This is a genomic window from Candidatus Frankia nodulisporulans, assembly GCF_902806475.1.
GTDB classification, from domain to species: domain Bacteria; phylum Actinomycetota; class Actinomycetes; order Frankiales; family Frankiaceae; genus Frankia; species Frankia umida.
This window is the reverse complement of sequence record NZ_CADCWS010000027.1, coordinates 1-15,656: the sequence shown is the minus strand read 5'-3', so window position 1 is coordinate 15,656 and position 15,656 is coordinate 1. Positions and strand designations below refer to the sequence as shown.

Here is a 15,656-nt window from a genome sequence, read left to right as displayed (position 1 = left end):
TGTCCGAGCCGTCGGCGGCGGACGTCCGCGGCCCGGTGGGCCGAACCGGACAGCGATGGGAACGACGGACCGATGACTACAACCCAGCCGGCCACCGGCGAGCTACCGACCGCGGGATCGCGGGATTCCCAGGCAGCCGGGCGGCGCACCGCCATGCGCACCCACCTGTGCGGTGATCTGCGGGCCGATCACGTCGGGGAGACGGTGTCGGTCTGCGGCTGGGTGGCGCACCGCCGCCAGCACGGCGCGGCACTGACCTTCGTCGACCTGCGGGATCACTCCGGGCTCGTCCAGGTCGTCGTCGACGGTTCGGTCGACGTCCGCTCGGAGTACGTGCTGCGGATCACCGGGACCGTGGTGATCCGGCCCGAGGGAACGTCGAACCCGGGGCTGGCCACCGGCGAGATCGAGCTGCGTGACTGCGCGGTGGAGATCCTCTCGACCGCCATCCCGCCGCCGTTCCCGCTCGACGACCGGGCCGACGCGGTGGAGGAGTCCACCCGGTTGACCTACCGTTACCTCGACCTTCGGCGCGAGCGGATGCAGCGCAACCTGCGTACCCGCTCGGCGGTGCTAGGTGCGATGCGGGCTGCGCTGGCGCCGCTGAACTTCGTCGAGGTCGAGACGCCGCTGCTCATGCCGTCCACGCCGGAGGGGGCGCGGGAGTTCATCGTCCCGTCCCGACAGTTCCCGGGCAGTTTCTACGCGCTGCCGCAGTCGCCGCAGCTGTTCAAGCAGCTGCTCATGGTCGGCGGCACCGACCGCTACTTCCAGTTCGCCCGCTGTCTGCGCGACGAGGACCTGCGCGCCGACCGGCAGTACGAGTTCACCCAGCTCGACATCGAGATGAGCTTCGTCGACCAGGACGACGTGCTGGACGTGATCAGCGCCGCGGTCCTCGCCGCCGCCCGTACGGTGGTGGGCCGCCGCGACACGGGTGACGCGGGTGACGGGGGTGGCGCGGGCGGTGAGGTGCCGCCGATCGAGCGGATCACCTGGCACGAGGCGATGAACCGGTTCGGGGTGGACAAGCCGGACCTGCGTTTCGGCCTGGAACTGGTCGAACTGACCGCGATCTTCGCGGACAGCGGCTTCAAGGCGTTCGCCGGCGCGGCCTCGATCAAGGGCATCCGGGTGCCCGCCGGCTCGGCGAGCCACAACCGCCGGCGCCTGGACGACCTCACCGACCGGGCCAAGTCGTTGGGTGCCAAGGGCCTGGTATGGATGCGGGTCGGCGCGCAGGGCGCGCTCGAGTCGCCGGTGCGCAAGTTCCTCTCCGACACCGAGGCCGCCGGCATCGTCGAGGCGACCTCGGCGGTCGAAGGTGACCTGCTGCTCCTCGTCGCCGACGAATGGGCCACCACCTGCGAGGTACTCGGGCAGCTCCGCAACGATCTCGGACGTCCCCCCGCCGGCCAGGGGCCGCTGCGGTTCGTCTGGGTGGTCGACTTCCCGCTGTTCGTCGGGATCGACGCGGCGACCGGACGGCCCAAGCCCGGTCATCACCCCTTCACCCGGCCGCATCCCGACGACCTGGACAAGATGGAATCCGACCCGCTCTCGGTGCGTAGCCGGGCCTATGACCTGGTGCTCAACGGGTGGGAGCTCGGTTCCGGTTCGATCCGGATCCACGAGAGCGAGCTGCAGCAGCGCATCTTCGGCCTGCTGGGCATCACCCCCGAGGAGGCCAACGCCCGCTTCGGCTTCTTCCTCACCCCGTTCGGATACGGCGCCCCGCCGCACGGCGGCTTCGCCGTCGGCATCGACCGGCTGGTCGCGATCCTCGCGGGGGAGGAGAACATCCGCGAGGTGATCGCCTTCCCGAAGACCCAGTCGGGTCTGGACCCCCTGACCGGCGCGCCGACGCCGGTCGCCGACCGTCAGCTGCGTGAGCTCGGGGTTCGGGTCGTGGCCGGGGCATCGGATCAACCCACCGCCTCGGCTGGATCCGCTGCTTCGGCTGGAAGCGGAGCCTCGGCTGGAAGCGGAGCCTCGGCTGGAAGCGGAGCCTCGGCTGGATCCGGGGTGCAGTCGGGCGGATAACGGCGGGCCGAAGGGGTACTCACCACCTGCCGTCCGTGCGCGTGGCGGATCGGCGACGGCTGCCCGAGGCCGAGATCGGCCCCGATCCGAGGAGCCCGCGTGCGGATCCCCTTCTCATCGTCCACGAGCTCGAGTCTTGGCATCGAGTGGGAGCTGCAGCTGGTCGATTATCAGAGCCGGCAGCTGCGCGGCGACGCCGCGGTGATCCTCGACGAGCTACGCGCCAAGGTCGGCGAGCGGGAGGCGGCGAAGGCCAAGCACGAGCTCTTCGACTCCACGATCGAGGTGATCACCGGCGTCTGCGGATCGGTGGGTGAGGCCACCGCCGATCTCGCCGGTACCATCTCGGTGCTGCGCGACCTGGCGGAACGACGCGGCGTGGGCCTGATGTGCAGCGGCACCCATCCGATCAGCGACTACGCCAGTCAGCGGATCACCGAGGACGAGCGGTACGCCAAGCTTGTCTCGCAGATGCAGTGGATGGCCCGACGGCTGCTGATCTTCGGGGTGCACGTGCACGTCGGCGTGCGATCGCCGGACAAGGCCATGCCCATCGTGAATGCTCTGATGGCCTACATCCCACACTTTCTGGCGCTGTCCGCCTCGTCGCCCTACTGGCTGGGTGACGACACCGGGCTCGCCTCCTCCCGGTCGCAGGTGTTCGCGAGTCTGCCGACCGCCGGGCTGCCCTACCCGCTCGACGACTGGCCCGGGTTCGAGGCCTTCATGGGAACACTGATCGCCTCGGGGACCATCGAGACGATCCGTGAGATCTGGTGGGACATCCGTCCACATCCGAACTTCGGCACCGTGGAGCTGCGCATCTGCGACGGGCTGCCCACCCTGATGGAGGTCGGGGCGGTCGCCGCCCTCGCCCAGTGCCTCGTGGACCGGATGAACACCCAGATCGACCGCGGCTACCGCCTGCCCGCGCCGAAGCGCTGGCTCGTCCAGGAGAACAAGTGGCGCGCGGCGCGTTACGGACTCGACGCGCAGATCATGATCGACGCGCAGGGCGCGGTCCGATCCGTCCGCGACGACATCATCGACCTGGTGGAAGATCTTCTTCCGGTCGCGCATCGGCTCGGCTGCGCCGGGGAGCTGGCGGACGTCCTGGCGATCGTCGAGATCGGAGGAAGTTCCACCCGCCAGCGCGAGGTCGCCCGGCGGGCCGGCGGGGATCTCCTTCCGGTCGTCGATACCCTCCTGGCGGAGATGGAGGCCGGCCGTCCGATCGTGGACCGACCGGCCGCGTCCCGGGTGACCTCACCGCCGTCCGGTCCGGTATCGCCGTCCGGTCCGGTACCCGCCTCCGGTGTGGTCCTGGGTCTGTGACGAGTGGTTCTGGGGGTAACAGGATTGGGGAGTGGCAGGGAGGTGCCCGACCCGCAGATACAGGCGGATGGCATCGCCGCGGTCACCAGGTGGCTGGCCGTCCACGAATCCGAGCTGATCGCGCTGCGCCGGGATCTGCACGCCCATCCGGAGCTCGGCCGGCAGGAACGCCGCACCACCGGGCAGGTGGAAGCCAGGCTGCAGGCGGTCGGGTTGGACCCGCGGCGACTGCCGGACGTTCCCGGTCTGTGGTGTGACATCGGGGCCGACGCGGAGGGCGATCCCGCGGTTCCGGTGGTGCTGGTGCGGGCTGACATGGATGCGTTGCCGCTGCCGGACTCCAAGGATGTGCCCTACCGTTCGACGGTGCCCGGCGTCACCCATGCCTGCGGTCACGACGTGCACACGGTGGTGACCCTCGGCGTGGGCCTGGCGCTCGCCGAGTACGCACGTGCCGTCGCGCTGCCCGGGACCGTGCGACTGGTGTTCCAACCCGCCGAGGAGCTGATGCCCGGTGGTGCCCTGGACGTGATCGACGCGGGCGTGCTCAAACCCGTGTCCGCGGCCATCGCCGTTCACTGCGATCCGGCTCTGGACGTGGGCACCATCGGACTGCGCACCGGTCCGATCACCTCGGCCGCCGACGCTCTCGAGATCACCCTGGCGGGGCCAGGTGGCCACACCTCGCGCCCGCAGAACACGGTGGACCTGATCTACGCGATGGTGCGTCTGGCCGCGGACCTGCCGGCCGCGCTCGGGCGCCTTGTCGATCCACGGTCAGCACTGTCCCTGGTCTGGGGGCAGATCCAGGCTGGTACCGTCGCCAACGCCATCCCACGCTCCGGCCAGCTGCGCGGTACCCTGCGCACCCTGTCCCGGGAGACCTGGGACGCGGTTCCGGAGCTGGTGACCCGGCTCGCGGAGGAGCTGGTCGCCCCGTATGGCGCGCAGATCGTGGTCGACTACCGCCGCGGCGTGCCCCCGGTGGTCAACAGCGCCCAGGTCGTCGACGTCTTTCAGCAGGTCGTCGATGTCTGGTTGGGGCATGGCGCCTCGGCCACGGTGGCGCAGTCACTCGGCGGCGAGGACTTCGGCTGGTATCTCAACCACGTCCCGGGCGCCCTGGCCCGGCTGGGTACCCGTGTGCCCGGCGGACCCACCTACGATCTTCACCAGGGCGCCTTCGACGTGGACGAGCGGGCCATCGGCGTGGGGGTGCGCCTGCTGGCCGGGTCCGCCCTCGAGCTGCTGCGGCGCCATCGGCCGCCGGCCACCGGCTGAGTACGCCACCGGCTGAGTACGTCCCCGCCGCGACCGCGCTACGCGGTCGGCCGGGAACGCAGCTCGCTGACGTAGTCGGCAGGCGCACCAGCCTTCTCCGCCGAGTCGGCGATCATGTTCAGATACCAGAGGGACGGGAGCCCGCCCTCGTAGGAGTTCAACACGTACGTCCAGGCGAGGGCTTCGCCGTCAAGGGTGTGCACGCGGACACGGATGCGGGTGTAGAGCCCGGTGTCCGCTCCCTCCCAGATGTCAAGCCGCTCCAGATCATAACGATCAAGATCGTAGAGAAGAGCGTAGGCGTGCGCGCCCGGCGCCTCGACGATGGTCGCGAGGGCACCGTCCCATCCGACGTCCTCGCCGCCAAAGGTCAACCGCCACCCGTTGATCCATCCGGTTCCGGTAACGGGCGAGTGGGGCGTCCGTTTCTTCATCTGCGCCGGATCGAGGTTGCCGGCGTATGCCGCGTACAAGGTCATTGTGGTCTCTCGGGAGTGACGGTGCGTTGCCAGGGCTACAGGTTGCTGGTCGGTACTGGAACCTTCGCGATCTACGGCACTCTCCCCGCGGAGACTCCGCCTGCGATCCTACGGAGCTGTCCGTACCAGGAGGAGCGGTGCCATCCAGGAGGGGGAAGATAAGAGCAGGACTGGTCGGGATCGGAGGGCTCGTGACACGCATTGTCATTCTCGGTGGAGGTCCAGGGGGCTACGAGGCGGCACTGGTCGCGGCATCCCTGGGCGCCTCCGTGACAGTTGTTGACTCGGACGGCATCGGTGGCGCCTGTGTGCTCACGGACTGCGTTCCTTCGAAGGCGCTCATCGCGACCTCGGAGACCATGACAAATCTCGCACTTGCTCCGGGTCTGGGTATCCGCCCGCACGGTCCCGGTGTGACTGCGGACACCTCGAGCCCGGCGGTCGCCTGGGGGATGCCGAGCGGCTCGGATTCGGGTATGCCCGCTCTCACCCCACCCGAGGTGGTCGGAGTCGACCCCGTGCAGGTCTACGAGCGGGTCCGGGAACTCGCCAAGGCGCAGTCCCTGGACATCGAGCGGCGACTCGAACGCGAGAAGGTCGAGATCGTGCACGCCACCGGTCGCCTCGTCGGCCCGCATGCGATCGAGGCGAGCAACGGTGAGACCTTTGTGGGCGACGTCGTGCTTGTCGCGACGGGTGCCGCACCCCGAATCCTGTCCAGCGCCCAGCCGGATGGTGAGCGGATACTTACCTGGCGTCATCTCTACGACCTCAAGGAAATTCCGGAACATCTCGTCGTTGTCGGCTCCGGGGTGACCGGCGCCGAGTTCGCGAGCGCGTACCGGGCTCTGGGCGCGGAGGTCACCCTGGTGTCCTCCCGAGATCGGGTCCTGCCGGGTGAGGACCTCGACGCGGCCCGGGTTATCGAAGACGTGTTTGTCCGCCGGGGAATCGAGGTGCTCAATCGTTCACGGGCCTCCTCGGTGCGGCGGATAGGCGACGGAGTCATCGTCGAGCTTTCTGATGGTCGGACTGTTGCAGGTAGCCACGCTCTCATGGCCGTCGGTTCCGTGCCGAGAACGCGGGATCTTGGCCTTACTGACGTGGGTGTGCGGCTCGGGCCGGGTGGCCACGTCGGTGTCGACCGGATGTCGCGTACCTCGGTGCCCGGTGTCTACGCCGCCGGCGACTGCACCGGAGTTCTGCCACTGGCTTCGGTCGCGGCCATGCAGGGCCGAATCGCCATGTGGCACGCACTCGGTGAGGCGGTAAGCCCGCTGCGGCTCGGAACGGTCTCCTCGAACATCTTCACCGAGCCCGAGATCGCGACCGTGGGCATGAGCCAGGTCATGAAGGACGCCGGCGCGGTCGCCGCGGAAGTAACCACCGTGCCACTTTCGCGAAACCCCCGCGCCAAGATGATGGGTATCCAGGACGGCTTCGTCAAGCTCTTCTGTCGACCCGGAAGTGGCAGTGTTCTCGGCGGTGTCGTCGTGGCGCCACGGGCATCCGAGCTCATTCTCTCCGTGTCTCTTGCCGTTGAAAACGGACTCACGGTCGACCAGATCGCCCATACGTTCTCCATCTATCCTTCGCTCTCCGGCTCGATCACCGAAGCGGCGCGGGTCCTGCGACCACGTGACTTCTTTGCTGGATTCGACAACCCTTCCTGAGACGCGGCTTGGGTGCCTGCAGTCCTGGCTCCTGAAGAACCATCCTCGCTCCTGAAGGGCCGTGGGGGGCTCCTGAAGAAGCGCGGGTGGTGCACATCATCGTCAGCCGGCATGGCGGAGCTGGGTGTGGCGCCATGCCGGTTATCCGATGGCCTCCTCAGCATAGGCGAGATGTTCCCTGAGATCCACCATCGGTTGGAGTCCATTTCCCTCGGCCGTGTGGTCGCCATTTCCTCGAACTTGCAGTCGGGCCGTGTGGGACGGCCGGGATTCGGATTGCCTCTGGTGCTGTGGTCGTAGCGCCAGGTGAAGTCGTGTGCACAGCCTCAAGTGTGATCGGGGGTTGCCAGGCGGCCGGTCGGCATCTACTATTCGAATGTACGTTCGATCAGCGAGTCCGGAATCCGGTCCTTGTGCCGGCTTTCTCTTTCCGGTCTCTGCGGTCCGGTATCTGCTGTCGTCGTCTTTTGAATGGGGGCTGTGATGGTGGCTGGAACATGTGCGGCGCCAGCAGCGTCGGATGAGGAGGAGCGGGCGTGGTTGGCATCGGTGGAGGTCGGCGGTCGCCGGGTGGCGGATCTGATGGATGTGGACTGTCTTGCGTGGGATGAGGAGGCCGGGCGGCGGGTGGCGCGGGCGGAAGCGGAGCGTCTGCTGGTCCGCGCGCGCCTGACCGAGCTGCGCCCCGCTCCGGTGGATGCGGGGACGTCGCAGGGGCGCGGCGAGCAGCCCGATGGTGGTGCGCGGGGTGGCGGCGAGCAGGCCGGCGCCGGCGGGACGTGGGCCGAGCCGGGCCGGTGGGGCTACGACGAGTTCGTCGGCGAGGAGGTCGCGCTCCGCGCGCGGCTGTCACCTTCCGAAGGTGGGAAGCAGACGGCGTTCGCGGTTCGGGTCGTACGGCGGCTGCCCGCCGGGGTGAAGGCGCTGTGGGACGGGCGGATCGATCTGGCCCGTCTCGTGGCGTTGGACCGGCTGACCGCCCCACTCGACGGCTCGCTCGTCGCGCAGGTTGCCGGCCCGGTGTTGGCCAAGGGCGGCCGGCCGAGCCTGAAGGCGTTCGAGCAGGCGGTGCGCCGCCGGGTCCTGGTGGTCGATCCGGATGGGGCGGCGCGGCGTCAGAAGGCGGCCGAAGGTACCCGGCGCGTCGAGGCACGCACGGAGCCCGACGGCATGGGCCGTCTGGCGATGTTCCTGCCCGCGCTGCGCATGCTGGCGGTGTGGGCGCGCATCGACCGGCTGGCCCGGCAGGCTGGTACCGGCGATGCTCGCAGCCTCGATCAGCGGCGGGCGGATGTGGCGTACGCGCTACTGATGGGCGAAAGCCTGGGTCGTGTCAACCTGGAGATGCAGGTGGTCGTCCCGGTGGAGACGCTGCTGGGGCTGGCGGAGCGCCCAGGTGAGATCCCTGGATACGGGCCCGTCCCAGCGGAGATCGTTCGGGAGATGAGCCAGGACCCGCGGTGCACCTGGCGGCAGATGCTGACCCGGCGGGAGACCGGAGAACTCGTCGGTCTCGGGCGTCGCCGGTTTCCGCCCGCCGCCCTGGCGCGGCATGTGCGAGCGCGCAACAGCCAGTGCGTCCTGCCGGGCTGCAACACCCCCGCGGGCAGCAGCGATCTTGATCATACGGTGGCCTGGGTCGACGGTGGTCTCACCGAGAACGGCAATCTTGCGCCCCTCTGCCGCAGACACCATCGGATGCTGGGTCGCTACAAGCAGCGGCCCGACCAGGTGTCGGAGCACGGGGCGAGGCAGCGGTGGCTCGTCGAACAGGGCCAGCCCGGTCACATGACGTGGACGACCCCCACCGGGGGTGAGTACCACACGCACCCTGACAACTACACAGAGACGTAGTGGCGGGTGGCGGGCGGCCTCAGCCCGCTTCCTGTGGGTCATCCGGTGGCGGGAGGACAGGCGGGAAGCCGTGCTGTTCGAGGCGCCGGTTACGGAAGTAGCTGCTGGTGGCGAAGCCAAGGCCCAGACCTGCGGCCAGGAGGAGCCCGACGGCGATGCCACGAACCGCTGGCTGGCCAGGAAGCAGTGCGAAGACCACGGCGAAGGGCAGGAGAAGAAGGGGCGGGCGGATGGCCTGCCGGACCCGCCACCCGGGCCCGGTCAGATCATGCGAGACCCATGCGCGGTACGTCGGCGGCAACGTGCCACCGAGAAGGTAGTGGATTCGGCCGGTCAGTGGCGGCCGGTGTGTGCCAGCACCGGGTGTGCCAGCACCGTCCACCGCCGTAGCCCCATCCCGACCGTCCGCCGGCGAGCTGTCCTCACTGCCGCTCATACCCGCAGCTTACGAAGCGGCCAGGCGGAGCGAGGACAGCGACCGGCGAACAGGTGGCATCTAGTCCTTGATCTCACAAAGGACAGCCCCGCTGGTGACAACCGAGCCGACGGCCGCGGCGAGATCGGTGATCTTGCCGTCGCGGTGGGCGTTGATCGGCTGCTCCATCTTCATCGCCTCCAGGACGACGATGAGATCGCCGGTCGCGACCGTGTCACCCTCGCTGACCGCCACCTTCACGATGGTGCCCTGCATGGGGCTCGTCAGCGCGTCCCCGGTGACCTTCGCGGCGGCGGCCCCGCGGGAGCGTCGCTTGGGTGCCGCGCCCCTGCCGGTTCCCGCGGCGGCCGTCGCGGCGCCGAGGCCGGCCGGAAGCACCACTTCGAGGCGCTTGCCACCTACCTCGACGACAACGGTCTGCCGTTCGGGTGCGGTGGTGTCCGCGTCGGTGCCGCCGGTGAACGCGGGAATGGTGTTGTCGAACTCCGTCTCGATCCACCGGTTGTGGATGCGGAACGGTTCCGCGGTGTCATCCGGGGCGAAAGCCTGATCCCGGACGACGGCGCGGTGGAACGGCAGGGCAGTCGCCATGCCGTCGACGACCATCTCGTCGAGGGCGCGCCGGGCGCGCTCGAGCGCTTCCTGACGGGTGGCACCGGTGATGATGAGCTTGGCGAGCAGCGAGTCGAACGCGCCCCCGATGACACTGCCGCTCTCGATGCCGGTGTCCAGCCGCACGCCGGGGCCGGCCGGTGAGACGAACGTGGTGACGGTGCCGGGCGCGGGCAGGAAGTTGCGCCCCGGGTCCTCACCGTTGATCCGGAACTCGAACGAGTGGCCGCGGGGAGCGGGATCGGTGAAGTCGAGGGCTTCGCCCTCGGCGATCCGGAACTGGGCGCGAACCAGGTCGACACCGGAGACCTCCTCGGTCACCGGGTGCTCCACCTGCAGGCGCGTGTTGACCTCAAGGAAGCTGATCATGCCGTCGCGGGCGACCAGGAACTCGACCGTGCCAGCCCCCACATAGCCGGCCTTGCGGCAGATCGTCTTCGAGGCGTCATAGAGCGCGGCGAGCTGCGTTTCCGAGAGGAAGGGCGCCGGGGCCTCCTCGACCAGCTTCTGGTAGCGCCGTTGCAGCGAGCAGTCACGGGTGCCGACGACGACCACATTGCCATGGGTGTCCGCGAGCACCTGGGTCTCGACATGCCGTGGCTGGTCGAGGTAACGCTCGACGAAGCACTCGCCGCGGCCGAAGGCGGCAACCGCCTCACGCACGGCGCTGTCGAACAGCTCGGGCAGTTCCTCCGCGGTCCAGGCGACCTTGAGACCCCGCCCGCCACCACCGAACGCCGCCTTGATCGCGACTGGCAGGCCGTACTGGTTGGCGAACTCGATGACCTCACCGACTCCCGCCACCGGATCGGCGGTGCCAGGTGCCAGCGGGGCGCCGACCTCCAGCGCGATGTGACGGGCGGCGGTCTTGTCGCCGAGGCGTCGGATGGCCTCGGGCGGCGGGCCGATCCAGGTGAGGCCGGCGGCGATCACGGCCTCGGCGAAGTCGGCGTTCTCGGAAAGAAAGCCGTATCCCGGATGGACGGCGTCGGCACCCGATGCCTTACAGACATCCAGAATCTTGTCGATACGCAGGTAAGAGTCGCCGGGAGTGTTCCCGCCGAGGGCGAAAGCCTCGTCGGCGACACGCACGTGCAGTGCGTCGATATCCGGTTCCGCGTAGACCGCGACGCTGGTGTATCCGGCGTCGCGGCAGGCGCGAGCCACCCGGACCGCGATCTCACCTCGGTTGGCAATGAGGATCTTACGCACGCTGCTCCCGTCCTCTTCCGGCCTGCCTGATGTTAGGCGAGTCGGTCCGCGCTGCTCGCTGTCGTTCAACCCTGATGTGATGCCACGGACATGTCACGTGAGTGATGGCATCCGCTCACCATCCCGCGCGGGTGCGCACACCCGGGCTCAGCCCGGAAAGACGCCACGCGCCTGCTCCAACGTGGAGTGGTCCGCGGTGACCCTGCGTGGGATCGGCCCACGGGGACCGGACGGGGGGCGGCGGCGGTGCGGCGGCGGTCGCCTGGGCCGCCAGCAGCGCCACCACCGCGGCGATCTCCTCCGGAGTGGCGTTTCCGCGGATGAGCCGAAGCGTCGGCCGATCCGGCTGCCCGTCCTGGTCTTGGGCCACGTTCCTCTCCCTGCTCGACGTGTACCGGCGAAAACGCCGGCGCTGGAGTGCACGCGTCGTCGTCGCGACGCTCGGTCCGTGCCCTAGAGCGGGATGTTTCCGTGCTTCTTCGGCGGCAGCGACTCACGCTTGGTGCGCAGCAGTCGGAGCGCCCGGATGATTGCACGGCGCGTCTCCGACGGGTTGATCACGGCGTCGAGGTAGCCACGTTCCGCCGCGATGTACGGAGTGGCGAAGTGATCGGTGTAGTCCTCGATCAGCTCGGCGCGGCGGGTGTCCGAGGACTCGGACTTGGCCAGCTCCCGGCGGTAGATGATGTTGACAGCGCCGCGGGCACCCATGACCGCGATCTCCGCGGTCGGCCAGGCCAGGTTGATGTCGGCCCGCAGGTGCTTGGAGCCCATGACGTCGTAGGCGCCGCCGTAGGCCTTGCGGGTGATGACGGTGACCTTGGGGACCGTCGCCTCCGCATAGGCGTAGATCAGCTTCGCGCCGCGGCGGATGATTCCGTTCCACTCCTGGGATGTACCCGGCAGGAAGCCCGGCACGTCGACGAGCGTGAGAACGGGAATGTTGAACGCGTCGCAGGTGCGGACGAAACGGGCGGCCTTCTCGCTCGCGTCGATGTCCAGGGTGCCGGCGAACTGCATCGGCTGGTTGGCGACCACGCCGACCGAACGGCCGTCGATCCGGCCGAAGCCGACGATCAGGTTCTGCGCGAACTGCGCGTGGACCTCGAGGAAGTCACCGTCGTCGGCGAGCCGCTCGATGATCAGGTGCATGTCGTACGGCGTGTTGGGCGAGTCCGGGATGAACGTGTCGAGATCCGGATCGAGCTCCGCGTCCAGGTCGTCCACGGGCTCGTAGGCGGGTGCCTCCTCGAGGTTGTTCGAGGGGAGGTAGGACAGCAGGGCCCGAGCCAGCTCAAGGCATTCGGCCTCGTCCGCGGACTGGAAGTGGGCGACGCCGCTGCGCGAGTTGTGGGTGGTGGCTCCGCCGAGCTCCTCCATCCCGACGTCCTCGCCGGTGACCTCCTTGATGACGTCCGGGCCGGTGATGAACATGTGGCTCGTCTGGTCGACCATCAGGGTGAAGTCGGTGATCGCGGGGGAGTACACCGCGCCGCCCGCGCACGGGCCCATGATCAGGGAGAGCTGGGGGACGACACCCGACGCCATGACGTTGCGGTAGAAGATCTCGCCGTACAGACCGAGGGAGACGACTCCCTCCTGGATGCGGGCACCGCCGGAGTCGTTGAGGCCGACGACCGGGGAGCCGGTCTTGAGCGCCAGGTCCATGACCTTGACGATTTTCTCGCCGAAGACCTCGCCCAGGCTGCCGCCGAAGACGGTGAAGTCCTGGCTGAACACGCAGACCTGCCGGCCCTCGACCGTGCCGTAGCCGGTGACGACACCGTCCCCGTACGGACGGTTGGCCTGGACACCGAAATCATGTGCCCGGTGGCGGGCGAACGCGTCGGTCTCCACGAACGAGCCGGGATCAAGGAAGGCCTCGATCCGCTCTCGTGCCGTCATTTTGCCCTTGGCATGCTGCGCATCCACGGCCCGCTGGGATCCAGCGTGGACAGCCTCATCGTTCACACGCCGCAGTTGAGCAAGTCGCCCTGCGGTGCTGCGCGGGTCGGGAGCGGAATCCTCAGCGGACACGGGAAGAGCCATAGGCCGCAGCGTACGACCCCCGCGTGTCCACGCGCTCGAGACATATGGAGTTGATCTCATCGATTGCGCTACTTCGCTCTGACCAGGGCCGTCCGGTCGTATCGCGCGTCACAGTATGCGCGTTTTGCTGTCGTCGGTGGTGCTGGAACAACTACTGGGGTGGCTTGCCGGAGGGGACCGTCAGAACCCGGCCCGCGGCCGCCGATGGGTGGGCGTGGCACGGTCGCTTCTGTCAGGCTGTGCCGGTGCACGTGCCTTCGGATGCCATCAGTCCCGATGCCCCCGTCGCCCCACGCGCGTCCGGCGGGGGAGCTGCCCGGGTAGGCGCGGCGCCGAAGCGCATCGTGGACGCGACGCCGGCCCGTCCGCTGCTTGATGCGCCCCGGCTGGCGGACTTCCTCTCCGCGGCCGGCACCGACTTCGGGCTTACGGTCGTGTCCGAGATCGACTCCACGAACGCCGCCCTGGTGCGGGTGGCCCGCGCGCGGACCGCCGCCACGGCACCCACCGAGACCAGCCCGACCAGCAGCCCGGACAGTCCGACCGAGGCGGAGCTCGCCGAGGTGGGCCGCCGGTGGCGGCAGGTGGACGCGCCGCGTGGCCATGTGCTGGTCGCCGAGAGGCAGGTGGCGGGTCGCGGTCGGCTTGATCGGAGCTGGGAGTCGCGGGTCGGCGCCGGGCTCACCGTGTCGCTGCTCGTGCGTCCCATGGTCGAACCGGCGCGCCTGGGCTGGTTGCCGATGGTGGTGGGCACCGCGCTGGTGTCAGCGGTGCGCCGGGTGACCGGCGTCACGGCCTCGCTGAAATGGCCCAATGATCTGCTCGTTGACGGTGCGAAGCTCGCCGGCATCCTGGTGGAACTGGTGCCAGCCCCGGCGATACCGCCCGCCGCGGTGATCGGCTTCGGTCTGAACGTCCACGCGCAGTCCGACGAGCTGCCACCACGGTCGACGAGCCTGAGCCTGTGCGGCGCCCCCACGAGCGCGCTCGACCGCACCACGCTGCTCGGCGAACTCCTCACCGAGCTCGCCGGCGCCCTGGTCCGGTGGGAGCGTGACCCGATGTCGGCCCGCGCCGACTACCTGGCCGTCTGTGCCACGATCGGTCGCCGGGTGCGGGTCGAACTGCCTGGTGGACGGACTCATCTCGGCACGGCGATGGACGTGGACGCCGAGGGGCGACTGGTCGTCGACGGCCACCCCTTCAGCGCGGGAGACGTCGTCCACCTGCGCTGACCGGGCCGGCAACGTCGGGGTGAAGCGGGACGCGGGCCGGTCAGGCGGGATGCGGGTCGCCAGGAAGCAGGCCCGCGAGGTTCGGCGATCTCGTTTGGTGAGCCCGGCGGGCAACGCGCGGGAGGGCCACGTGTGGTCCGATGAAGGAAGGTGCGACGATCGTCGGCGTGGCGTTTCCCGACGATATCCTCGCCCCGGACGAAGAGGTGGTCGTCCACCTCCATCCGCACTGGGTCAGTCTGGTCGGTCCGGCACTGTGGACGGTGGCGGCCCTGCTTTTCGCGGTGCTCGGTGTCTTCTTCGCGCCCGGTGGCTTTTTCCAGAAACCAATCCAGTACCTGGTGCTGATCGTGGCGTTGGGCCTCATCGGCTACCGGGGTGCGCTGCCCTGGCTACGGCAGCTGACCACGCACTACGTCATCACCAGCCAGCGCCTCGTGGTGCGCGAGGGTCTGCTGACCCGGGTCGGCCGCGATGTTCCGGTTTCCTGGCTCGTCGGCACGACCGTCCAGCAGAGCCTGTTCGAGCAGTGGGTGGGCTCAGGGCGACTCGTCGTCGAGACGGCTGGCCAGCGGGGCCGGATCACGCTGTCCTGCATGCCGCATGTCGAACGCATGCAGGAGATGCTGGCCGAGCTCGCCGCGCCCTATCAGGGGCGCGGCTCAGGTGATCCTCGGCGGGGCGGCTGGAACCCCGGCCAGTGATCGGCGGCCAGTGATCGGCGGCGGATCGGCGCCAGCGCCGCGGCGGCGCGCCGCGGAGCGTGCGGATCAGATCGGGTCGTAGGCGCGCCACCAGGCGAAGAACTGGTCGGCATCGGGTAGCTCGGCGGTGAAGCCGAGCCGGGAATCGTCCACCGTCCAGTAGACCGCGAAACGGCCAGGGGTGACCCGGCAGACGAAGCTGCCGCGGCGGTGGGCGGTCCGTGCCCAGCGTTCCACCCCGCTGCGGCCGTGGGCGCAGGTGGTACCGGGATCGGAGCCGGCCAGTCCGACCGAGCGTTCGCGCAGGTCGGCCTGGAGAGCTTCGGCGGTCCCGTAGCTGATGACGGACAGCTGCTCGGGTGCGCTCGCCGCGGTGGAGCTGCCCGGTGCGCAGCTCACCGCCACCACCACCCCATCCCCGTCCCGCGGCGCCGAGCGGCAGTCGGTGACGGTGAAGGGGAGCAGCGCCGCGACCAGGTCGGCGTCGGCCGGCTCCAGAGTCAGCGTGGACGTCGCACTGGCACCCCCCGCGGTACCTGTCACCGAGGAGGGTGCGGCGGTCGAGTCATCTCGGTCGCCGTCCGAACCGCCACCGGCTGTGACAGCCACGACGATGCCGACGGCCGCGAGGACGAGGACGACCCCCATGGCGAGGAGCATCCTGCGCCGCGCAAGGCCGGGTCGACCATCCTGGTCCGCACCGGGCCCGGGTTGTGACGGGCCCGGGTCCTCGCCGGCACGCA

Annotated in this window: 13 protein-coding genes; 7 read left to right on the top strand and 6 right to left on the bottom strand. The window is 69.4% G+C overall.

The annotated features are described in order from the left end of the window. The first annotated feature begins 72 nt into the window (after positions 1–72). The 3 genes from aspS (at position 73) to G6R24_RS04985 (ending at position 4,659) form a co-directional block, all read left to right on the top strand. Positions 73–2,043: an aspartate--tRNA ligase gene (aspS, locus tag G6R24_RS04995; protein WP_225438132.1), complete on the top strand. Its 1,971-nt coding sequence runs from the start codon at positions 73–75 to the stop codon at positions 2,041–2,043. Between the two features lie 99 nt (positions 2,044–2,142). Further along, on the top strand, positions 2,143–3,378 hold the full coding sequence (locus tag G6R24_RS04990) for a glutamate--cysteine ligase (RefSeq protein ID WP_163547988.1): 1,236 nt from the start codon (positions 2,143–2,145) through the stop codon (positions 3,376–3,378). Positions 3,379–3,420: 42 nt separating this feature from the next. Next, positions 3,421–4,659, top strand: coding sequence for an amidohydrolase (locus G6R24_RS04985; RefSeq protein WP_391530104.1), 1,239 nt, complete (start codon positions 3,421–3,423; stop codon positions 4,657–4,659). A 38-nt stretch (positions 4,660–4,697) separates the two neighbouring features. Here the strand turns inward: G6R24_RS04985 and G6R24_RS04980 are convergent, their stop codons facing one another. Next, a complete protein-coding gene (locus tag G6R24_RS04980) occupies positions 4,698–5,138 on the bottom strand; it encodes a gamma-glutamylcyclotransferase family protein (RefSeq protein WP_163547987.1) in 441 nt (146 codons plus the stop codon). Positions 5,139–5,329: 191 nt separating this feature from the next. On the opposite strand from G6R24_RS04980, the gene G6R24_RS04975 reads away from it, so the two are divergent. Both G6R24_RS04975 and G6R24_RS04970 read left to right on the top strand, forming a co-directional pair. After that, positions 5,330–6,811, top strand: coding sequence for an NAD(P)H-quinone dehydrogenase (locus tag G6R24_RS04975; RefSeq protein WP_163547986.1), 1,482 nt, complete (start codon positions 5,330–5,332; stop codon positions 6,809–6,811). Positions 6,812–7,360: 549 nt separating this feature from the next. Next, the gene (locus G6R24_RS04970; RefSeq protein ID WP_225438134.1) at positions 7,361–8,665 is read left to right on the top strand and encodes an HNH endonuclease signature motif containing protein; all 1,305 of its coding nucleotides are present in this window, start codon (positions 7,361–7,363) and stop codon (positions 8,663–8,665) included. Between the two features lie 19 nt (positions 8,666–8,684). On the opposite strand, the gene G6R24_RS04965 is transcribed toward G6R24_RS04970, so the two are convergent. The 4 genes from G6R24_RS04965 to G6R24_RS04950 all read right to left on the bottom strand — a co-directional run bounded on the left by G6R24_RS04965 (position 8,685) and on the right by G6R24_RS04950 (position 12,974). After that, on the bottom strand, positions 8,685–9,101 hold the full coding sequence (locus tag G6R24_RS04965) for a DUF5313 family protein (RefSeq protein WP_163547984.1): 417 nt from the start codon (positions 9,099–9,101) through the stop codon (positions 8,685–8,687). Positions 9,102–9,161: 60 nt separating this feature from the next. After that, a complete protein-coding gene (locus G6R24_RS04960) occupies positions 9,162–10,925 on the bottom strand; it encodes an acetyl/propionyl/methylcrotonyl-CoA carboxylase subunit alpha (RefSeq protein ID WP_163547983.1) in 1,764 nt (587 codons plus the stop codon). A gap of 115 nt (positions 10,926–11,040) precedes the next feature. After that, complete coding sequence (locus tag G6R24_RS04955) at positions 11,041–11,208, bottom strand: acyl-CoA carboxylase epsilon subunit (RefSeq protein WP_420840654.1); 168 nt, start codon at positions 11,206–11,208, stop codon at positions 11,041–11,043. 170 nt (positions 11,209–11,378) lie between these two features. Further along, positions 11,379–12,974, bottom strand: a complete 1,596-nt coding sequence (locus G6R24_RS04950) for an acyl-CoA carboxylase subunit beta (protein WP_163547981.1) — start codon at positions 12,972–12,974, stop codon at positions 11,379–11,381. A gap of 344 nt (positions 12,975–13,318) precedes the next feature. On the opposite strand from G6R24_RS04950, the gene G6R24_RS04945 reads away from it, so the two are divergent. Further along, entirely contained in the window at positions 13,319–14,209 is an 891-nt protein-coding gene (locus G6R24_RS04945; RefSeq protein WP_225438131.1) for a biotin--[acetyl-CoA-carboxylase] ligase, read from the top strand. A gap of 140 nt (positions 14,210–14,349) precedes the next feature. Further along, a complete protein-coding gene (locus G6R24_RS04940; protein ID WP_163547979.1) occupies positions 14,350–14,913 on the top strand; it encodes a PH domain-containing protein in 564 nt (187 codons plus the stop codon). Positions 14,914–14,979: 66 nt separating this feature from the next. On the opposite strand, the gene G6R24_RS04935 is transcribed toward G6R24_RS04940, so the two are convergent. Continuing rightward, the coding region (locus tag G6R24_RS04935; protein WP_338084408.1) for a hypothetical protein at positions 14,980–15,656 on the bottom strand (677 nt) is incomplete at its 5' end.